General features: G+C 56.7%; 18 protein-coding genes and 2 pseudogenes. 9 read left to right on the top strand and 11 right to left on the bottom strand.

Annotation, left to right across the window (positions count from 1 at the left end):
- Positions 1 to 128 precede the first annotated feature (128 nt).
- Positions 129 to 732 (bottom strand): annotated as a pseudogene (gene nadE / locus JNB91_RS16500) (ammonia-dependent NAD(+) synthetase); the annotation flags it as partial.
- Positions 733 to 2,503: 1,771 nt separating this feature from the next.
- Here nadE and JNB91_RS16495 point away from each other — a divergent pair.
- Positions 2,504 to 2,755 (top strand): DUF982 domain-containing protein, encoded by a 252-nt coding sequence (locus tag JNB91_RS16495; protein WP_220326602.1) that lies wholly within the window; start codon positions 2,504 to 2,506, stop codon positions 2,753 to 2,755.
- A gap of 85 nt (positions 2,756 to 2,840) precedes the next feature.
- Entirely contained in the window at positions 2,841 to 3,029 is a 189-nt protein-coding gene (locus JNB91_RS16490) for a hypothetical protein (RefSeq protein WP_220326601.1), read from the top strand.
- Between the two features lie 2 nt (positions 3,030 to 3,031).
- On the opposite strand, the pseudogene JNB91_RS30745 reads toward JNB91_RS16490, so the two are convergent.
- Together JNB91_RS30745 and JNB91_RS16485 are read right to left on the bottom strand one after the other, a co-directional pair.
- Positions 3,032 to 3,311, bottom strand: a pseudogene (locus JNB91_RS30745) (plasmid maintenance toxin (PemK-like)); the annotation flags it as partial.
- A complete protein-coding gene (locus JNB91_RS16485) occupies positions 3,298 to 3,576 on the bottom strand; it encodes a type II toxin-antitoxin system Phd/YefM family antitoxin (protein ID WP_220326600.1) in 279 nt (92 codons plus the stop codon). The pseudogene JNB91_RS30745 and the gene JNB91_RS16485, both read right to left, overlap by 14 nt.
- 148 nt (positions 3,577 to 3,724) lie before the next feature.
- Here JNB91_RS16485 and JNB91_RS16480 point away from each other — a divergent pair, with 148 nt between their 5' ends.
- From JNB91_RS16480 to JNB91_RS16470, 3 genes are all read left to right on the top strand, one after another.
- Entirely contained in the window at positions 3,725 to 3,898 is a 174-nt protein-coding gene (locus JNB91_RS16480) for a type II toxin-antitoxin system Phd/YefM family antitoxin (RefSeq protein WP_220326599.1), read from the top strand.
- Positions 3,895 to 5,025, top strand: a complete 1,131-nt coding sequence (locus JNB91_RS16475; protein ID WP_220326598.1) for a site-specific integrase — start codon at positions 3,895 to 3,897, stop codon at positions 5,023 to 5,025. The genes JNB91_RS16480 and JNB91_RS16475 overlap by 4 nt, the downstream gene beginning before the upstream one ends.
- Positions 5,026 to 5,151: 126 nt before the next feature.
- Positions 5,152 to 6,120 carry a LysR family transcriptional regulator gene (locus tag JNB91_RS16470; RefSeq protein WP_220326597.1) on the top strand — a complete coding sequence of 323 codons (969 nt, stop codon included), beginning with the start codon at positions 5,152 to 5,154 and terminating at the stop codon, positions 6,118 to 6,120.
- Here the strand turns inward: JNB91_RS16470 and JNB91_RS16465 are convergent.
- The 3 genes from JNB91_RS16465 to JNB91_RS16455 all read right to left on the bottom strand — a co-directional run bounded on the left by JNB91_RS16465 (position 6,094) and on the right by JNB91_RS16455 (position 9,223).
- Complete coding sequence (locus JNB91_RS16465) at positions 6,094 to 7,371, bottom strand: CitMHS family transporter (RefSeq protein ID WP_220326596.1); 1,278 nt, start codon at positions 7,369 to 7,371, stop codon at positions 6,094 to 6,096. The genes JNB91_RS16470 and JNB91_RS16465 overlap by 27 nt on opposite strands.
- Positions 7,372 to 7,535: 164 nt before the next feature.
- Positions 7,536 to 8,234: an RraA family protein gene (locus JNB91_RS16460; RefSeq protein WP_220326595.1), complete on the bottom strand. Its 699-nt coding sequence runs from the start codon at positions 8,232 to 8,234 to the stop codon at positions 7,536 to 7,538.
- 5 nt (positions 8,235 to 8,239) lie between these two features.
- A complete protein-coding gene (locus JNB91_RS16455; RefSeq protein WP_220326594.1) occupies positions 8,240 to 9,223 on the bottom strand; it encodes a hydroxyacid dehydrogenase in 984 nt (327 codons plus the stop codon).
- 708 nt (positions 9,224 to 9,931) lie between these two features.
- Here JNB91_RS16455 and JNB91_RS16450 point away from each other — a divergent pair.
- On the top strand, positions 9,932 to 10,849 hold the full coding sequence (locus tag JNB91_RS16450) for a recombinase family protein (protein ID WP_220326593.1): 918 nt from the start codon (positions 9,932 to 9,934) through the stop codon (positions 10,847 to 10,849).
- A 161-nt stretch (positions 10,850 to 11,010) separates the two neighbouring features.
- On the opposite strand, the gene JNB91_RS16445 is transcribed toward JNB91_RS16450, so the two are convergent.
- From JNB91_RS16445 to JNB91_RS16425, 5 genes are all read right to left on the bottom strand, one after another.
- Entirely contained in the window at positions 11,011 to 11,577 is a 567-nt protein-coding gene (locus JNB91_RS16445) for a type II toxin-antitoxin system VapC family toxin (RefSeq protein WP_220326592.1), read from the bottom strand.
- Between the two features lies 1 nt (position 11,578).
- A complete protein-coding gene (locus tag JNB91_RS16440; protein WP_223218210.1) occupies positions 11,579 to 11,902 on the bottom strand; it encodes a hypothetical protein in 324 nt (107 codons plus the stop codon).
- Between the two features lie 1,267 nt (positions 11,903 to 13,169).
- The gene (locus tag JNB91_RS16435; protein WP_220326591.1) at positions 13,170 to 13,574 is read right to left on the bottom strand and encodes a type II toxin-antitoxin system VapC family toxin; all 405 of its coding nucleotides are present in this window, start codon (positions 13,572 to 13,574) and stop codon (positions 13,170 to 13,172) included.
- A complete protein-coding gene (locus JNB91_RS16430) occupies positions 13,571 to 13,804 on the bottom strand; it encodes an AbrB/MazE/SpoVT family DNA-binding domain-containing protein (protein ID WP_220326590.1) in 234 nt (77 codons plus the stop codon). The genes JNB91_RS16435 and JNB91_RS16430 overlap by 4 nt, the downstream gene beginning before the upstream one ends.
- Before the next feature lie 195 nt (positions 13,805 to 13,999).
- Positions 14,000 to 14,305 carry a hypothetical protein gene (locus JNB91_RS16425; protein ID WP_220326589.1) on the bottom strand — a complete coding sequence of 102 codons (306 nt, stop codon included), beginning with the start codon at positions 14,303 to 14,305 and terminating at the stop codon, positions 14,000 to 14,002.
- 504 nt (positions 14,306 to 14,809) lie between these two features.
- Here JNB91_RS16425 and repA point away from each other — a divergent pair.
- The 3 genes from repA to repC all read left to right on the top strand — a co-directional run bounded on the left by repA (position 14,810) and on the right by repC (position 18,403).
- Positions 14,810 to 16,018 (top strand): plasmid partitioning protein RepA, encoded by a 1,209-nt coding sequence (gene repA / locus JNB91_RS16420; protein WP_220326588.1) that lies wholly within the window; start codon positions 14,810 to 14,812, stop codon positions 16,016 to 16,018.
- A complete protein-coding gene (gene repB / locus JNB91_RS16415) occupies positions 16,015 to 17,031 on the top strand; it encodes a plasmid partitioning protein RepB (protein ID WP_220326587.1) in 1,017 nt (338 codons plus the stop codon). Before repA ends, repB begins: the two co-directional genes overlap by 4 nt.
- Positions 17,032 to 17,188: 157 nt before the next feature.
- On the top strand, positions 17,189 to 18,403 hold the full coding sequence (gene repC / locus JNB91_RS16410) for a plasmid replication protein RepC (protein WP_220326586.1): 1,215 nt from the start codon (positions 17,189 to 17,191) through the stop codon (positions 18,401 to 18,403).
- Positions 18,404 to 18,527: the final 124 nt, after the last annotated feature.

Here is an 18,527-nt window from a genome sequence, read left to right as displayed (position 1 = left end):
CAGCGACGGCGGCGCTCAGGGCCGGACAGGACTTCTATCTTAGGACTGTGACTGGTCATAATGGGCACATTACCTCGCACACTTGTTAAGTGGGAGATCGTGTCCGGATATTTATGGGGCCATTACAGTGCGCCCATATGTTCCGCAATAGCCCTCACCCGCCGTTTGGTGAGACCTGCGAGCGGCAGGACGTCAGTCCCCGAATTTAGTAAAAAATCCCATCAGCGCTTCGGCCGCTTGATCGGTCCCGATCACCAGTCCCCCCGTTGCACCTGCCAAAGCATATTGTGCAATCATGCGTTGGCGAGGTTTGATGTTCCCAAAATGGAAGTCCTTCCGATCGGCACCAAAAAGATCCGCGCCATCGACCATCACCGCGGCAAGCATCGCGTCAGCAGCTGGCTTGATATCAATCGAGACGACACGATCCGGTTTGATAACGGCCAGAGATCGTTGGGCGTCCGCCTCGTCGGCTTGAACTCCGTATGGTAAGCGGACCGCTATGAACCGTGCCTGATAGCCGTCATCGCGAAGTCCTTTCGATGCGGCTTGGGCAAGCAGACCTGCAACAAGAGAATCGACACCGCCGCTTATGCCTAAGACGAAAGTTCGGCCGGATGCACTGCGCAGATAGCCCCTGAGGAAATCAACGCGCCTAGACACCTCTTGCGCTACATCGAAGTTAGCAGCTACGCCAAGAGTTTTGGCGATAGAATTTTGTGTTTCGTCCATCTTCAATCCTGTCAGGCGGGAACGGTTATCATCTGCCGAGGGGCTATAAGGAAACCGCCGTTTCTCTCTCCAGTTCCCTAGGCGCGCCGATATGGGAGGCCTGTCCTCGAGCCTGTTCTTGAGCCCTTCTGCTTACGCCGACTGTCCGGTCGAAAGTGGGGGCAGTTCATTGATAGTAATTAAAGCGAAGACTGTAGCCTTGGAACGATGTACCACCAACACGGTTCTGATCTTCAATTCGGGAGAACAAGATGGCGAACCGTAAAGTTGTCGAGACTGGCACAGAAGCACGACGGGGCAGAACCGGTCGTCCCATCCTGATTGTTCTCATCGCAAGCCTGGCGCTAGCTGGCATAGCTTGGCTCGGAGCAGAAATTTGGGGGGAGTCGACCGACGCTCCAGCGGAAAACACTGCAACGCCGCCCGCCCAAACCAACTCATCAACACAGCCGGCGGCGCCCAGTACGGGACCTGCAGTCTCGGCACCAACTGATCATGCCCCGCATCCAGACGGCGGCACAGGCGGTCCCTCTCAGTCAAATCAGCCAGCGGGTAGCACGACAGGACCGTAAGATGCGAGTATCCGGCCGGCAGCTCACGTAGCCTGTAGAGCAGCGGTTAAAGACAAATGCAACCTTTCGTGGCTTCATAACTGTAAGGCGCATTTGGTGCGCCATTGACTTGCAGTCCTTACTCGCCCCTCGGAACCACCCGAGGGGCCATTTGTGTGTACGGTTTCGTACTCTTTTCTTCAAAAGCATGGCGACTATATCGATAATCTGGGTGCGATGGAGGCTTGTCTCTTTCCAACTACCGTTTCTCTAGGCAATTGACATGTTGCTGCGTCGACTGAAGCGGTGCAGGCACCCGCAAAATGTCAGCGCCTCTGGGTAAGGGTTACACGAGTGCCCCCGTCAGCAGCGCCCCTCACGTTATTCATGACGGTAATCCTATGCTCGCCATCGCAACGATACACCAACGGGCCCAATCGAAAGCGTAGAGGCATGGTCTGCTAAACGGCTCGAGATGGCAGGCTGTTAGTGACGATGGAACCGAAGCCCCGCTTTCGCATTCTCGCTTCCGTCAGCCACTCACATTTCAGAGGAAATGATTATGAATAACATCGTTTGGCTTGTTGGAGCCGTCGTCATCTTACTCGCAATCCTTAGCTTTTTCGGATTGCGGTAAAAGTTAAGCTGCGTTCGAAGGCTGCAAAAACGTGCAGCGCAACGGGGCGTCCAGTACAAATTCAGTGTACAGGGTTGATATTGGGATCGCGCTTAGTGCGCGCCTCCTTCGACCTCATAGGGGCATCGGTTGCAAGAAAATTCCCCAAATCCTCTGCTGCGTACTCCGCCAACTTTGTCGCTTCATGAAAGTTATTGTTTGTCGCAACTACCAAGTCGCCTCACCGCGTCGATTGTATGAAGGCCTCATATCCACGAGCTCCACCCAGTTGGCGAAGGCTCCTCGCTGCGACTGCCTCGGCCAGTACGCTAACCTGCCGATCTGACGATGCAGCCAGCGCACGACGGAACGTGTCGCGCTTCTCGTGCCTGGTGCAGATGCCCTGCCAAGCCTCGTTGCCGGTCATCCTTCTTTTCCTCCCTCCTCCCGATGGAGACTTAGCGTCGGTTGCTTGGGCAGTTTGGCCAACCGTCCCGTCACCAGACAGTCTGTGGTCTAGTGTGAGTTTTCGGGAACCTCCACCCATCGACCGGGTTATGTGACGTCGGACTAACGTCTGACACATTGGGTGAAGGAGCATGCCATGCAGAAAATCTTTTGGGATAAGCCAGTAGTCGCCGGCGGAAGATTAATTTTCGGTCCAATGGAGGCGCAGCGTTTCCTTCACGCCAATTGGCCTCATGCAAAGAACCTAGATTATGCCGCTGCCGATATTTGCATCCTCAAGGTGCTTGACGGTCGAGCTACTCCCGACGAAGCGCGCGAAATGTTCGAGATTGCTGTCCAGTCTGCCGATCCGGCTCGTCACCCCGACGCGTTGAAACTGGCTGGCTAGCTTGGCTGGATTGCAGATCTCATGACCAGCGTCTCTGTCGGAACATCGCTCCGGTGTGGCGTTTGGATAAAATGAGGACAGCCCAATGACCACAATGACTTTTGCGCCAATGATTGCGCTCGCGGTCTTTCTGATCGTCGTTATCGGTGTTTTCACTTTCATCATCCTGCGACGCGGAAAGCTGAAGAACCGTAACCCTAGCCAGGTCGATCCAGACAAACCGACCGCCGAATGGCTGAAGCGCGAAGCTGCCAACGGGAAGCGCCCGTTCTGATTCCTTTCAACTTTGTTTTTAACGATCCACGAGCGCTCGTCGTCGAGCCCCAGGCGCCGTTTGGTCGCCGGCGGGATCTCAATTGCGTCTTCAGGATTGTTGGGCGGGCTATGGGTGATCGGCAGCACCGTACGGCCGGCGTGCCGTCGTCGAGATGCGCAACGATCGCCAGCACCAGCGCCGGGCGATCCTTGTCGCCCTCGTCGCGGCCTTCAACAAACTGCCAGTGCCATAGATACGAGTAGCGAAACACCACCCGATTCTGGGCTCAGTCGGCAGCATGCTTGCCCGTCAGCAGTTCGGCATTGAGATGATCGAGCGACCCGTCCATCTCCGAAGTTTCTATCGCGGTCAAATCGTCGTCGCCGAGCGCGCTTGTCAGCTCGACGCGCCGGTCGCGCTTTGTCAGCCGCAGATAATCTTCGTAGGCGATCAGTACGGTGCGCGGCCGGCCGTTCTTGGTAATGATAACCGGATCGCGGACGGCGGCATCCTGGTAGGCACCAAAGTTTTTGGAGACTGCAGCGGCCGTGACTGTGGAGGTCATGTCAAAACTCCTTTTTACGGGATATACGGAAATTACGGAAGTTTTGGAACGGCATGCTGCCGTCAGCACAGGCGGCGCCAGTGTGTGCCGCGTCAGGCGCTCTTTACGGCCTGCAGGTGTCGCGACCAGCGTGGATTAGGGGAAGAGAATGCGTATTTTCGTTGATGTCGATGAAGCTGCCGAGCGGTTTGAAGAATTGATCGAGCTCGCGCTCCGCGGTGACGAGGTGCTGATCTGCCGGGCCGGAAAACCGGTTGCGGAGCTTACCTCGATCCCGAAAGGTGTTAGCGCCTCGTATGAGAAGAGTGGAACACAGACATGAGTGTTGTGGATCGCCGCGCCCACGAACTCGACACGATCGCTGCTGTTTTGCCGATGGAGCGCCGCGACGAGCTTGCCGAGCTGTTGACCGACCAAGACGTCGAGACCTTGCGTCACCTAGTCAACGAAGGGATGGGCGCAAACACGCTTGACGCACTCACCTCTGATCTTACTTACCTGCAGGCTTGGTCGCTCGCGGCGACCGGAAAATCGCTGCCCTGGCCGGCGCCCGAGGCGCTGCTGCTAAAGTTCGTCGCGCATCACCTGTGGGATCCGGCGAAACGTGAAAATGATCCCGAGCATGGCATGCCGGCCGAGGTCGAGCACAACCTCCGCGGCCAGGGTTTTCTGAAGGTGACCACCCCGCACGCTCCCGACACGGTGCGTCGGCGGTTGGCCACCTGGTCGACCCTGACGAAATGGCGCGGTTTGACCGGGGCCTTCGCCTCCCCTGCCCTCAAGTCGGCCATTCGCCTCGCTGTCCGGGCCACGCCGCGGCCGCGAAAACGCAAGAGCGCCAGGGCAGTCACCGGCGATGTGCTGGCCAAAATGCTGGCGACGTGCTCGAGCGGCAGCCTGCGGGACATCCGCGATCGGGCGATCCTGATGGTGGCGTTTGCCTCCGGCGGACGGCGGCGCAGTAAGATCGCCGGGCTTCGCCGCGAGCAGCTGACGGTCGAACCGCCAATCGCCGTCGAGGACGGCCCTCCCCTTCCCTCGCTTGCCATCCATCTCGGACGCACGAAAACCTCCGGTGCCGATCACGACGAGGTCGTGTATCTCACCGGCCGACCGGTCGAGGCGTTGGATGCCTGGATCGACGCTGCCAGGATCGACAAGGGGTCCGTGTTCCGAAGAGTGGATCGCCGGGGCAATGTTTCGAAGCGGACGCTCGATCCGAAGTCGGTCAACGATATCGTCAAGCAGCGGGCGGTGCTGGCCGGGTTGGAGCCTGGGGAGTTTTCGGCGCACGGGCTGCGGTCAGGTTATCTCACAGAAGCAGCGAACCGCGGCATCCCACTCCCCGAGGCCATGGAGCAGTCACGTCATCGGTCGGTGCAACAAGCGTCAAGCTACTACAATAATGCTACCCGCCGTAATGGCCGGGCTGCTAGGCTGCTAGACTGAGTGTTGCATACTGTTAAGGACGTGGCAGCGCTTTTCTGGTCAATAGGTCCGTCGATCTGAGTTTCTCCGCAAGCGCTACTTTTAGCACTCAAAGTCAACGACCTCTGGCGGCAAGAGGAGCATTTAATGATCGATTTGAGAGACGCGAACTATTTTGTTGCGATTGCGGAGACGGGAAACCTCGCGCTTGCGGCGGAAAAACTTGGACGAACCCAACCAGCGCTAACGAAATGCATCCAACGGCTTGAAGCGGATCTGCGCACGGAATTATTTCGCCACGAAGGACGACGGCTTGCATTGACGGAAGCTGGCAGCATCTTTCACCTCCGAATGCTCGGCATGCTTCAATACGCCGCAGAGGTCCGTCGGGAGATTTCGGACCTTGGTGCCGGCATCGCCGGCTTGGTTCGCATCGGCAGCGCCGCCACTGCGGCGGAGTACATGCTGCCGGCCCTGACGGCGGAGTTGATCAGGCAGGCGCCAGCAGTAACGCTGGAACTAACGGTTGGGATGAACGACGTCCTGGTTCGCGCTCTTGTCGAGAAAAACCTCGACCTCGTATTCGGGCCCCTCACCCAGACGACGCGCGAGACAGACAGGTTCGAGGCATATCCTTTGGTCGGAGACGACGTGGTCGCTGTCGCGAGTAATGATCATCCGATCTTTGAACAGCCGATCACGATTGACGACCTATCCAGGTATAAATGGGTGCTGTCTGGTCGCGCAGTCGCGACGCGCCAATGGTTGGAAAACAGGTTTAGATCGCTTGGACTGGAAACACCTCGGGTTCAGATGGAAACTAGTTCTATCTCGCTTCTTCCGCGGCTGATCGCCGAAACGAAACTGCTCAGCTTCATATCCCGACGGAACTTGACCCCAGGTGCCGTCGGCTCGCAGTTGCGGGAAATTCCGCTGACTGAGACGACCATGCGCCGCGAGTTCGGTCTCATTCGGTTGAGGGACGCCTATTTCACTCCAGCGGCGAAGCTGCTCGTGCAGATCGCCGGAGAGAGCAATCTTAAGGCGGACGGCGGCGCGATGGAAGCGCCGCCGAGTGAGCCCGATCCCTTATCGATAGAGCGGGATCACGCCTAGAAGGAGGGCTGCTACGAGCATGATCAGCGAGGCCGCGACCGACCAACGGATCGTGTATTTCTGTGTTTCACCGTAATTGAGTTCAAGCCGGCTGATGAGAAGATAGGTCGAGGCGACCAGCGGGCTCAGGATATGGACGGGTTGGCCGACGAGCGATGCCCGCGCCATTTCCGCTCCGGTGATCCCAAAATGGCTCGCGGCCTCGGCCAGGATTGGCAGCATGCCGAAATAGAAGACATCGTTCGACACCAACCAAGTGACCGGAATGCTGATGAGCGCCGTAATCACGGCCATGTAAGGTCCGACAGTATCCGGGATGATCGCGACGATCGACTGCGCGAGCGCATTGGCCATGCCTGTCTCGTTGAGAATGCCAATGAAGACACTCGCGGAAAACAGCATCAGCGCGACCGATAGAATAGCGGAAGAATGTGAGGCGATGACTTCCTGCTGACGCGCATACTGAGGAAAATTGACAGCTACCGCGATCGCTGCGCCGATCATGAACATGTAGGACAGCGGCAGGAGCTCCAGGACGAGCGAAGTCATCAGGACGATCGTCAGCACCCAATTGAAATAGAGGCGCCATGTCGTGGGGCCGTGGTCTTCTATCAACTGGCTGGAATTGAACTCGATGATGCCGATGCGCTTGCGTTCGCGCATGCCGAAAATCCATGCCATGACGAATGCCCAGACGACGCAAGCCAGAAGCGGAAGGATGAGTGGCGTGAAGACATCCGACATCTCCACCTTCATCGAGGCGGCCGCACGCGCAGTCGGACCACCCCAGGGAAGGAGATTGCCGATGCCTGTACATTGCAGGAGCAAACAGGCGACCATCGGAAGCGAGAGTCCAAGACGCCGATAAAGCGGCATGAAGGCCGAGAGCGTGATCATGTAGACTGTTGCACCGTCGCCGTCGAGCGCAACGAGATAGCCCAGCGCTACGGTGCCGATGAATATCTTCACCGGATCGCCACCGACAGCGCCAATTATTCGCTTCACGATCGGGTCGAACATGCCCGCATCCGTCATCACCATGAAATAGAGCATGGCGAAGATGAGCAAGACCCCGGTGGGAGCGATCGTCTTGATCCCCTTCACGACCATGTCGCCCATCTCGGGGCCAAATCCGCCGATCAGGGCGAAGACGGTCGGGACGAGGATCAGCACGGCCATGGCAGACATGCGACTGCTGACCAAAAGATAGATGAAGCACACGAACATCGCGAAGCTGAGCGCTATGAGCATATAGGTTTCTCCTCCCACAGGCAGTTGCCCGCGAGCTATGTCGGTTTACGTTATTTAGGAACCAGCTGTGCCGTTTAGTTCGGAGACCAATCCGGTGGATTTCGGCTGGCGCGTCCCAAGGCGCCGGCCTGCTGCGGACCGTCTTCCCGCGAGACGAAACGGAATTAGACGGGCAGACCCTTTGCCCGCAGGATCGCATCGAAGCGCTCCGGATCGGAAGTACCTTTTATATTCGTCTCACGGATCTTTGCCTCGCGGTCCAGATGCGCAAGAGTTTTCGGCAGCAGAGCTGCGGCATCTCGCGCCGGTATGGCGATGACACCGTCGAGATCGCCAAGGACCAGATCGCCCGGTTGGACCACAAGGCCGCCAACGGAGACGGGAACGTTAATTTCTCCCGGGCCTTCCTTACTCGGACCGCGATGCGTATGGCCGCGGGCAAATACCGGGATTTCGCCCTCCGCCCATTCTGCCAGGTCACGAATGGCCCCGTCGATGACGAAGCCGCCGAGTTTCTTCGTCATCGCGGTCGTGCGGATGAGACCGCCGATCACCGCCTGGGTCAGGTCGCCGCCGCCATCGATGACGATGACGTCGCCGGCACCTGCCATCATCATGGCCTTGTGAACCATGAGATTGTCGCCGGGCCTGACACGGACGGTGATAGCCTGACCGCACATGATTTTGCTGCCATGATAGGCGCTAAGCCCCATCGTGCCGATCGAACGTCCCATACAATCGCCTGCGACGGCGACCGGGATCTTGCCGAAGGCGTCAAGGAGGTCCGACGGCAGGCTGGTATGGCGAGGATTGATACGATAGCCGGCCGGCCAAACGAGATCATTGGGATTCTGGTCGCTCATCGAATTTACTCCTTCGTCGATGACAGAGTGATCGGGTTCACGCAGGCGCTGGCCGGCGGCCGCGTCCCTGAAAGAAAGCCAAGCACATTTCCGGCTGCTCCCCTGGCCATGCCGGCAAGAGCCGCAGGGGTCGAGCCGCCTACATGCGGCGTCAGCACGACATTGGGCAGGCTCAGCAATGTATTATCCGGCGAGATCGGTTCTTCTGCGGTCGTATCAAGACCGGCCGCATATAGTCTGCCGCTCTGTAATGCGGCGATGAGGGCCGGCTCGTCGACCACTTCGCCACGGGCGGTGTTGATCAGAATCGCCTGATCCGGCATGGCGTTGAAGGCTGAAGCATCGATCATTTTGCGGGTGTGCGCGTTAAGCGGAACGTGCAGGCTCAGCACGTTGCTGGAACCGAGCAATCCATCCACCGCGGCAACCATCGTCACTCCATCGACAGGTGAGACCAATCCAATGCCGGGGTCGAATGCCTGGACCTTCATTCCCAAGGCAAGGCAGGCGCGAGCGAGTTTCTGTCCGATCTGCCCGAAACCGACAAGTCCGAGCGTCTTGCCGTAGAGTTCGATGCCGTCCTGCGCGCGCGACCAGCGGCCGGACCTGAGCTCCCCATCCATCCAGCTGATCTTGCGTGCCGCTGCCAGCAACAGCCCCAAGGCCATCTCGGCGACGGACTGAGCATTGGCGCCCGGTGTAACGAATACCGGGATCCCGCGTTCGGAGGCGGCCTCGACGTCGATATTGCTGACACCAACGCCGTGTTTGCTGATGACCTTGAGTGTCTCGCAGGAGCTGATAGCCTTCCGCGACAGTGTGACGGTGCGGGAAATAACGGCATCAACCGGATTTTCTGCCATGATCCGATCGACATCGGCCTCATCCGCACCTTTTGCGAGGAAGACGAGATTACAATCCGCGCTTTGAAGAACAGCCAATCCGTCTGGATGGAGAGAAGGCGCGGTGACAAAAACTGTATAAGACAAACGACTGGACTCCCTCGCAGCATCGGCACCAGCAGTCGCGAGCTACTTCTGCAGTGCCATCGCCAATACTAAGCGCGGAGTGGGGGCGGCGTTTGTGAATGTCTGGCCGGCTCCTCCGCACGGTCCTATCGTTCTATGATCTAGATCAATGAAATCAATTTCATTATTTTCATAAAAACATGCCTGCGGGGAATGTTTTACCGCTGCTCGTGGCAGAGAGGCGTTTCCGATGGATTTACTGGGTTCCGATTTGTTCAAGGCTTGCTCACGGGGATCAGTCGCGTAGTTCGACTGCCTTGAGACTTCTGTTGCCAACGCGTGGAGGAATGGCTTTATTTCTCGCTACCATGACTAATTCTCTGGCCGGCGGCCCTCCCCGTTCGTTTCGAGGCTTCTAACGGAGCTCGCAACGCAAAGCGCAAGCAGGAAGACATAGGCTAGTGATTACGAGGCGAGCAGAAGCCAGAGCCGTCGCAGCCGCTCTGACGCTTGCACCGCTGTTTTTTCTTCCGTCGTGCCATTCTCACAAATTTCAGCCGTAGACGGCCATCAGAGTGCATTTCACTCACGTAGTGGCCCTACGCTCATTTGAAGTCGCTTTTCGATTCTGGTGAGGCTGCATTTAGCCAATAAAACACGCTTGCAACTGATCCTTTTCTCACGCATTGCTTTTCTGTACAGAGCACCTGAAGATCGCAAGAGAAAACCATGGCAAAACGGCAAGCTACCGATCCATCGCCGGCCCCTAAACGTCTTATCGGCTATGCCCGCGTCTCGAGCGACGATCAGGTCCATGACGCGCAGATGGACGAGTTGCGTGCCGCCGGCTGCGAGCGGATTTTTCAGGAGCACGGCTCAGGTGCATCGCGCGCGCGGCCGGTGTTGACTAGACTACTCGGAGACCTGATTGCCGGCGACGTGCTTGTCGTCGTTCGGCTGGATCGCCTCGCCCGTTCCATCAGCCATCTGTTGCAGGTAATCGAGGATCTTGAAGAGCGCGGCGTTCATTTCCGATCGATCCGCGATCCGATCGACACGTCCACCCCGCAGGGGATGTTTTCTCTACAGGTGCTCGCAGCTGTCGCGCAGCTCGAACGGGCTTTGATCGCCGAACGAACCAAAGCCGGCATCAAGGCGGCAAAAGCGCGTGGCAAGCTGCCAGGCAATCCCGGGCTTCGAGAACGGCGCCCAGAGGCGGTCAAGGCGGTGTCGAAAGCACGAGAAAAGCTATATCTCGATGAGCTAGCATCGTCTGCCCAGACCTGGCTGCCCATGGTAAGGAAACTTCGACCTCAGCATAGCTGGGACAACGTCGTTAGGGTCCTCAATTTCCAGGGCCAAGACTGGACGGTGGAACGCCTGCGCCGCGCCGTGCATCGTATGGTCCGCGAAAAGCTGGCCGAGCCCGAGCTGGTCGCGCGCTCGCCGCGTCGTGCGCCGGAAGATCACCTGATGAAGGTCGTCGCGTCGATTGCAATTGCTGATCCTAGTCTGTCACTACGCGACATTGCCGCCCAACTGGATCAGATGGGAGAGCGGCCGGCTCGCGGTGGGCGGAAATGGCAGCTCTCTTCTGTCCGTCACCTGCTGAATGAGGCACATCGATTTGGCCTCATTCGTTATTGAGGGCGCAGAGCATACCGGAACATTTCCTCCCATCATTTTCGGGAGCCAACCGTTACGTCGTGCAGCTCCAGGCGATAGCGATCAGCCAATTCTCCTAGTGTCATCCTCTCGCATCTGACCGAATGCACCTAAACGGAATCCCATTCCACGCAGACGCCATGTCAAACAGCTCGGTAGAACAGAGCCCGGCCGGCTGGTATCAGTTGGAGCAGGTAATCGAAGTCGCTTACATTTGCCGTCAAGATCGTGAGACCCAGTTTCTGCGCCTGAAGGAACAGCACGCAGTCGTGCAAAGCTCTCAATCGCGCATCTCGCTGATAGCCCTGCAATCTGCAAAGCATACCAGAAAGCAATGCGGCCCGGCCCAGCACATCTATGTCGGGAACAAAAATACGGTGGCTCGGCATAGCCTCAATCACCCGACGTATTTGTCCAACCGCAGTGCCAGTGCTCGGATGATTGGGATCCAAGACGTCCACTGTATGCATCAACTCCTGAACAGCGATACTTGAATGATTGCTCAAACGAATATCCAGAAGGTCCGCGACCCGGTCAGGCGCCCGGCCCTGCAGGCCGTCGATATAAACGCATGTGTCGAGGAGAAGCTCCCTGCCCGCAGAACCTTTGTCCCCGAGAAACGGCAACTCCTCGTCCGGTCTCCGTGCCAGTGTCCGGCCAGGATCGAAGCGCGCCCAACGAACCGAGGCGGCGAAGTCAAAATCTGGCACGTCAGAAACCGAGTTTTAGATCGGGATCGACAGTACCGCGCGTCTCACGGAAAGTCCTTCCGAAGTTCTCATCGAGTGCAACGGTCGCCAGAGCAAATTCGATAAGATCGGTGTCGGTCATTATTCCGGTATGGTTCTTGGCTTGCTCGAGAAGGGCTGGGCTGATGCGGCCACCAATGCGCTTGCTTTTGTCTCCAAGCAGTCCGGAACGGGCTGCGGCCTCCATAACAGCATCGAAACGGCTCCTACTCACGCCATGTGGGGCATCCGCCGATTTCAGAACTGGAGGCTGAGTACTGGTCTGCCTTGGCATGTTGAAACCCATGTTGGACGATTTTCGATATTGTCCAACAACATATCGTTTCGGTCCTTTAGATACAAGGGGGCATGCCCCACGCGCCATTTGATTGGCGAGATGCCCAAAAGTCTGCCGACTAAGGCCAGTGCAGCGAACAAGGACCGCGCCTCCTTACTAGCAAAAACATCCTGCATCGACTTGCCCGCCACATTGATGTCCGGGCTATAGAGGTGGACGGATCGCTGCCATGTCATTTTTCCACAGCCGCACTCTAGCAACAAATCCCCATACTGCTTGCTCTATTCTTCAGAGCGTGAGCATATACTCATCGTGTCCGCTACGCCGCCGCACGGCGGGCGCTTAGAGTGGAGGTTATTCCTGTTTTGTAGGGCAGTAGCAGTAACCTCCACCACTCTTCTCAGTACGGTTTCGTACAGTTGCTGTCTGACGCTGAAGCGCTACTTCGCCCAGGTCGAGTGAGGGAAGACGCTCGACAGGTGGAGGTTTGAGCTTCTTAGGGGTAGGTCGTTCACCTCCACCATCTATCGCCTTAATTGCGGCGTAGAATTGTTCTAAAGAACGATGCGGAAGCGATTACCCCCGTAGGCTTCCAAACTGGCGACTGTTCTTTCTTGATGATGGACAGTCGCCTTCGCCCGTACGATATCGTACGGGCCAATTTGATATCTTCCCGACTAATTGGGATCGTGCTCATATCCTGTTGTCGCGAGGTAGGGACTTCCGACTTTGGTGGGGATTGTGCTCCGGCTTTACAGCGATCTCCACCCTGCTTGATCTTTGTACGATATCGTACCCTTCTTGCCCTCTCATCGACTCTCGCTCTCATAAGCGTATGCTTGAATAATCGTCACCATACGAATTCGTGGGCGGTGACGGCTGAGGGTTACTATGTGCTCTTGCCTGCTAGACAGGAAGGAGCCGTCAATGACAGACTCTGCGAAAAGCGATTATCAAGCGAACGCTTTTGATCGCAGCCTTTGATGACCGGTTTGTTGACAGGACGATCGGTAATGAGGACGTGCGCAAGCTTCTTCATCAGGTAGCACATGAGATGCTCATGGAACCACCTGTTCCGCTCGCCACCAGTGACAGTGAGGATCCAACAAGCTATGACCCGCCACCCATGGCGGGGCCCTAATTACGAAGACTACCATTGAGAACATGGCTGCGATCTCCGAGCCTGGCGGCTTCCACTTGCTGGCCCCCTCCCCAGGTCAATGGAGTATTCGCCCGATCGGTCTCCACTGCACATGGGCACCTGCTTCTGTCCAAGTTATTGAGCGGGTGAAATCAACTCGACGGTTGGAAAATACGTGCGGTAGCGGGCGACGTCTCGCGTCAATACCGGGAGCTGATGCACCGCGGCATGCGCGCCTATGAAGAAATCAGGCAATACGCCCGTGCGAGAACCACCTGCTCGCCTATATCGGGTGAATACCTTCCCTGCCAAAAAAAGAGCGGCCTTTGGTAAGGCTGAGATGACTAACCCGGCTTCTTCGACAAATGCATCCAGATCTTCAATGCGCTCATAGCGCACTGCTAACTCGGCGTAGATGACATCATTGATCAACAGCGGGCCAGCAATGCTCGCCGTTTCGAGACGTTCGATTGACCAGTCAGCCCAGGTCTGATCGTTCGTCACCACATCCAGCAGAACATTTGTGTCGATGAGAGTCACGTCTCACCGCGTGTAAGGGCCATGATCGCGTCGGTATCGAGGCCGTTTCCCGCGTGACCGCGCAAACGCTGGAAGCGGCTTGCCGTCACTTTCTTGTCAGCACGCACCAGCACGACACTACCGTCCGCAGCACGATGGAAATCGACTTCACTTCCCGGGACGAGATCCAGCAGTTCCCGAACAGCTTTCGGGATCGTAACCTGGCCTTTCGCTGTCACTGTCGTCGTCATCTGCACCTCGTAATACCTGCGATCTCGAAAGTATTACTTTGCGCGTGCGTTTTCAAGTTCGACAGTTTTCACCGGCGTGATGAAAGAGGTGCCAAGGCCCTATGCGGTCACGGTGGACCCAGGCATCCCGGTCGCGTCAACCAAGCCGGGCCTCGCAAGAGGAAAAGTTTCAGGCTTGGAGCGCCTTGCTCCGATTCAGGCGTTCTCTGCCAAGTCTTTTCGATAGAGATCAAGGACGAGATTGAAGCGCACACGCTTTTCGCGTTGCTTAGGAGTCTCCATGGTCTCACGACCGACAATTTCTACAGCTTTGGGATCAAATCCACGTTCCTTCACCCCGAGGACATTGATATCCGAGTCGATCTTTGTCCGCTCCTCGACCAATCGATCAACTGAGAGCGTTCTTTCCTCTCGTCGCGCTTCCATTATGGCGTCAACGACGTCGTAACGCTCCTTCCAGAGCGGCACCAATCGCGCGACATACACAACAAGCATGCTCATTGCTTATCCTCGGATGAGATACGGTCATCGTCGCAGTTTTGTCCTGATAAATGCTATAAGTCGATGGTCACCTTCGTCGAATAGCCTCTCGGTGTGGTCCGCCTGGGAAGACGCCGATTTGCCGGACCGAAATCAGCATGGGCATCAATGCAAGGTGTTGATCGCGGAGTCGAAAACCTCTCCCATATCGCTATGCGACTCACTGCCCCTCGATTCGCAAGAAAATGATCTTCTCAGGCTCGCCAAGCGCGCGGCACGTCCGCCAGCGAAGTTGTCGACTCTTTTTTTGTGATGAGTTGGCTTCCATCGAGAAGCTCTGCAATCGCCTGAAACGTCAATGTTTTGAGCCATCTGGCGACGGAATACCTTAACGGATCAACTCGTTGTTAATCTTTCATTAACCCTAAATAGCTTGCCGCCATATCAAAATCGGTGCTTATTCTCAGTAGCGGAAGTCACCAGACTTTTCGCACATAAGCGCTAATTTCAGATGATGGTTTTAACATGGCGAAGATCGCGACCCAAATCGCCCCTGTTGATGAAGACCTGATGGGTATCATCACACGACATTCGCATGCCCTCTCGGAACAGCTTCAGGACCATCATCTAGCGACTTTCCCGCCGGACGCGATGAAAGGCATTCGGAGATTTCAGCCGTCGGAAACGGCGAAGCTGCTCGGAGTGAAGGAAGTGTATCTCCGGCGCCTCTCAAATGAAGTTGAAGGGTTGCAGGTAGCCACAGGCCTTGGCGGCCGTCGTTCCTACAGCGTGGAGGACATCGCCCTTATCCGCAGACACCTCGACGAGGTTGGCCGGGGATCGCGGCGCTATCTGCCGCACCGCAGAGACGGCGATCAGCTTCAAGTTATCTCAGTCATGAACTTCAAGGGCGGCTCTGGAAAGACAACCACCGCAGCTCATCTGGCACAGTATCTTGCACTTCGAGGCTACCGCGTCCTCGCCATAGACCTCGATCCGCAGGCCAGCCTCTCCACTCTATTCGGCTTGCAGCCCGAAACGCTTGGTGCCGGAGAGAGTCTCTATGGCGCAATCCGCTACGCTGATCCGCGGCCGATGGGTGAGATCATCACAGGGACCTATATCCCTGACCTGCATCTTGTGCCCGGAAACCTCGAACTGATGGAATTCGAACATGAGACGCCGGCGGCGCTGATGAAACGTAAGCCCGGCGACACGATGTTTTTTAGCAGGATTGGCGAGGTCTTGGGACAAGTCGCGCATGCCTATGATGTGGTGGTCATCGATTGCCCGCCGCAACTCGGCTATTTGACCCTCTCTGCGCTCACCGCAGCCACCTCAGTGCTTATCACCGTTCATCCACAGATGCTGGACGTGATGTCGATGAACCAGTTCCTGGCTATGATGGCGGATCTCCTCAGAGAGATAAAAGCTGCCGGCGCTGACTTCACCTACAACTGGATGCGCTATCTGGTCACCCGTTTTGAACCGAGTGACGGGCCACAAAATCAGATGGTTGGGTATCTGCGAGCGATCTTCGGCGAGAATGTCTTGAACTTCCCCATGCTGAAGACGACTGCCGTCTCCGATGCCGGTCTGACCAATCAGACGCTTTACGAAGTGGAACGGGGACAATTCACGCGGTCCACCTACGATCGAGCCTTGGAATCCATGAACAACGTCAATGACGAGATCGAAACCCTAATCAAAAAAGCATGGGGTAGAGCCGCATGAGCAGGAAAGACATCCTTCGCGTTCCCCAACCGAAGTCCTCGTCCGAACCGTCGCAGGCACGGCCGATCCGAGCCAAGGTACTGCCTATGCTTAACGCCGAGGCACCTCCTGCTGCGTCTCGGTTGACGCATCAGGTCGGTACCGCCCTCGCCGAGGGTAAAGCGCGCTTCGAGCGCGCCGAGGAAATTGAGCGACAACTGGCAAAGGGACAGGCGGTCGTCGAACTTGACACCAGTGAGATAGACCCTTCATTCGTCCAGGACAGGATGGAAGGCAATATTGATGGACTGATCGCGTCAGTTCGAGAGCATGGTCAACAAGTGCCGATCATGGTGCGTCCCCATCCCGATCAGAGTGGGCGATATCAGACCGTTTTTGGCCATCGTCGTTTACGCGCAGTCAAAGAGATTGGCCTTCGCGTCAAAGCCGTCGTCCGTGAACTGACCGATGAAGAGCTGGTGGTCGCTCAAGGTCAGGAAAACAACGAACGGCAAGATCTGACTTTTATCGAAAAAGCGCGCTTTGCGGCACAGCTGAGAACGAGATTTTCGCGAGATGTCATTATCGCCTCCCTTTCTGTCGACAAGGCTGACTTGTCGAAGATGCTGGCGATTGTCGATGCCCTGCCGCCCGAGCTGATCGATGCAGTTGGCCCTGCTCCCGGTGTTGGGCGTCCCCGTTGGCTTGAACTCGCAGAGCTCATGGAAAAGGCCCCTGCCCCGCAGGATGCCGTAAGCTACGCATGGTCCGAAGTTGTCCAGCATCTCGGTTCGGAAGATCGCTTCAAGGCGGTCGTCACGCACCTGAAGCCTCGTCGCGCTGCGAAAGGCGCGCCAGGTATTCTCGCCTCGCCATCGGGTGTCCGGTTGGCCGAAATCAGGAACAGCAAGTCAAAGCTCGAAATCACGGTCGACAAGAAGCTGTCGCCGGCATTCGCTGCATTCATTTTAGAGAAATTGCCAAAGCTTTTCGAAGAGCATTTGGCTGACGATCAACAGAACAACGGAGAGTAAGCCGGGAAAAGAAAAAGGCCCCAACAGCGTCGCCACCGTGGAACCCATTTCTGTAGTCGTGAGAAACACAGAATCGCATTTCCACGAATCCTCGTCAAGAGTCTTTGGCATCGTTTTGGTGAGCAGATTTCTTTTGCCTTCTGAAAGGTGAGAGACGATGCAGACTGGAAGTGTGACGACGCCATTCGGGCGGCGGCCGATGACGCTTGCGCTCGTTCGGCGCCAAGCGGCTACCGCCGAAATCGCGCCAGGCAAGACGGCTGACAAATGGAAGGTTTTCCGCGACGTCGCAGCTGCCATGGCAGTCCTTGGAATTCATTCCAACAGCGTTGCCGTGCTCGACGCATTGCTGACCTTCCATCCGAATAATGATCTGTGTCAGGATGACAGCCTGATCGTCTTTCCCTCGAACGCCCAGCTCGCGCTACGGGCACACGGCATGTCGGGCGCGGCGTTGAGGCGCCACCTTGCGGTTCTCGTCGAAGCCGGTTTGATCGTGCGTAAGGATAGCCCCAATGGCAAGCGGTACGCCCGCAAGGACCACGACGGCGAGATCGAGACTGCATTCGGATTCGACCTGGCGCCGCTCTTGGCCCGTTCTGAAGAACTGGCGTTGATGGCGCAGAAAGTTGCGGCCGATCGTGCCGCGTTGCGCAAGGCCAAAGAGAGCCTCAGCCTTTACCGGCGTGATGTGCGCAAACTGATCACGGCAGCAATGAAGGAGGGTGCTCCAGGCGACTGGTTTGCAATTGAGGCTATCTACGTCGAGATCGTCTCTCGAATTCCGCGCATCCAGACGCTCGCCACCACCGCTCCGCTTCTCGATGAAATCCGAATGCTTCACGAAGAAGTCGTCAACCGGTTGGAAATTCATAAAGAAACTGAAAATAAGAGCGGCAATGGCGCTCAAATAGAGCAGCACATACAGAATTCAAATACCGAATCCACATATGAACTTGAACCAAGCTCTCGAAAAGAGCAGGGGGCAATGCTGCGTCAAAACAACACCCGCAAGAGCGAGCCGATGAAAGTCTTTTCTTTGGGTGTCGTGCTGAAGGCATGCCCGACAGTGATCGATTACGCGCCCGGCGGAGTTGTTTCGAGCTGGCGCGACTTGATGACGGCCGCAGTCACGGTCCGGTCTATGCTTGGTATCAGTCCCCCCGCTTACCAAGATGCTTGCGAGGCCTTGGGGCCAGAGAACGCTGCCGTTGTTTTGTCGTGTATTCTGGAGCGGGCCGCGTTTATCAATTCTCCGGGCGCCTACCTCCGCGATCTGACACGAAGGACTGAAATTGGCGAGTTTTCTCCTGGACCGATGGTAATGGCTGCGTTACGGGCGAACGGTCTCGGGCATTTCATCGCCGGATAACAGTTGGCAGCTGCCAACATTGATAACCAACTGAAAATACTGCGCTATTTTCGTTGCTATTTTTCGCCTCGAAAATCAAAACCGTCTTCTTGAATTTCTTCATCCGTTCTCTGTCTGCCGGATA

This window comes from Aliirhizobium wenxiniae, assembly GCF_019511445.1.
Taxonomy (GTDB): Bacteria; Pseudomonadota; Alphaproteobacteria; order Rhizobiales; family Rhizobiaceae; genus Neorhizobium; species Neorhizobium wenxiniae_A.
The sequence above is the reverse complement of the archived record's forward strand: the minus strand, read 5'-3'. Positions and strand labels throughout refer to the sequence as shown.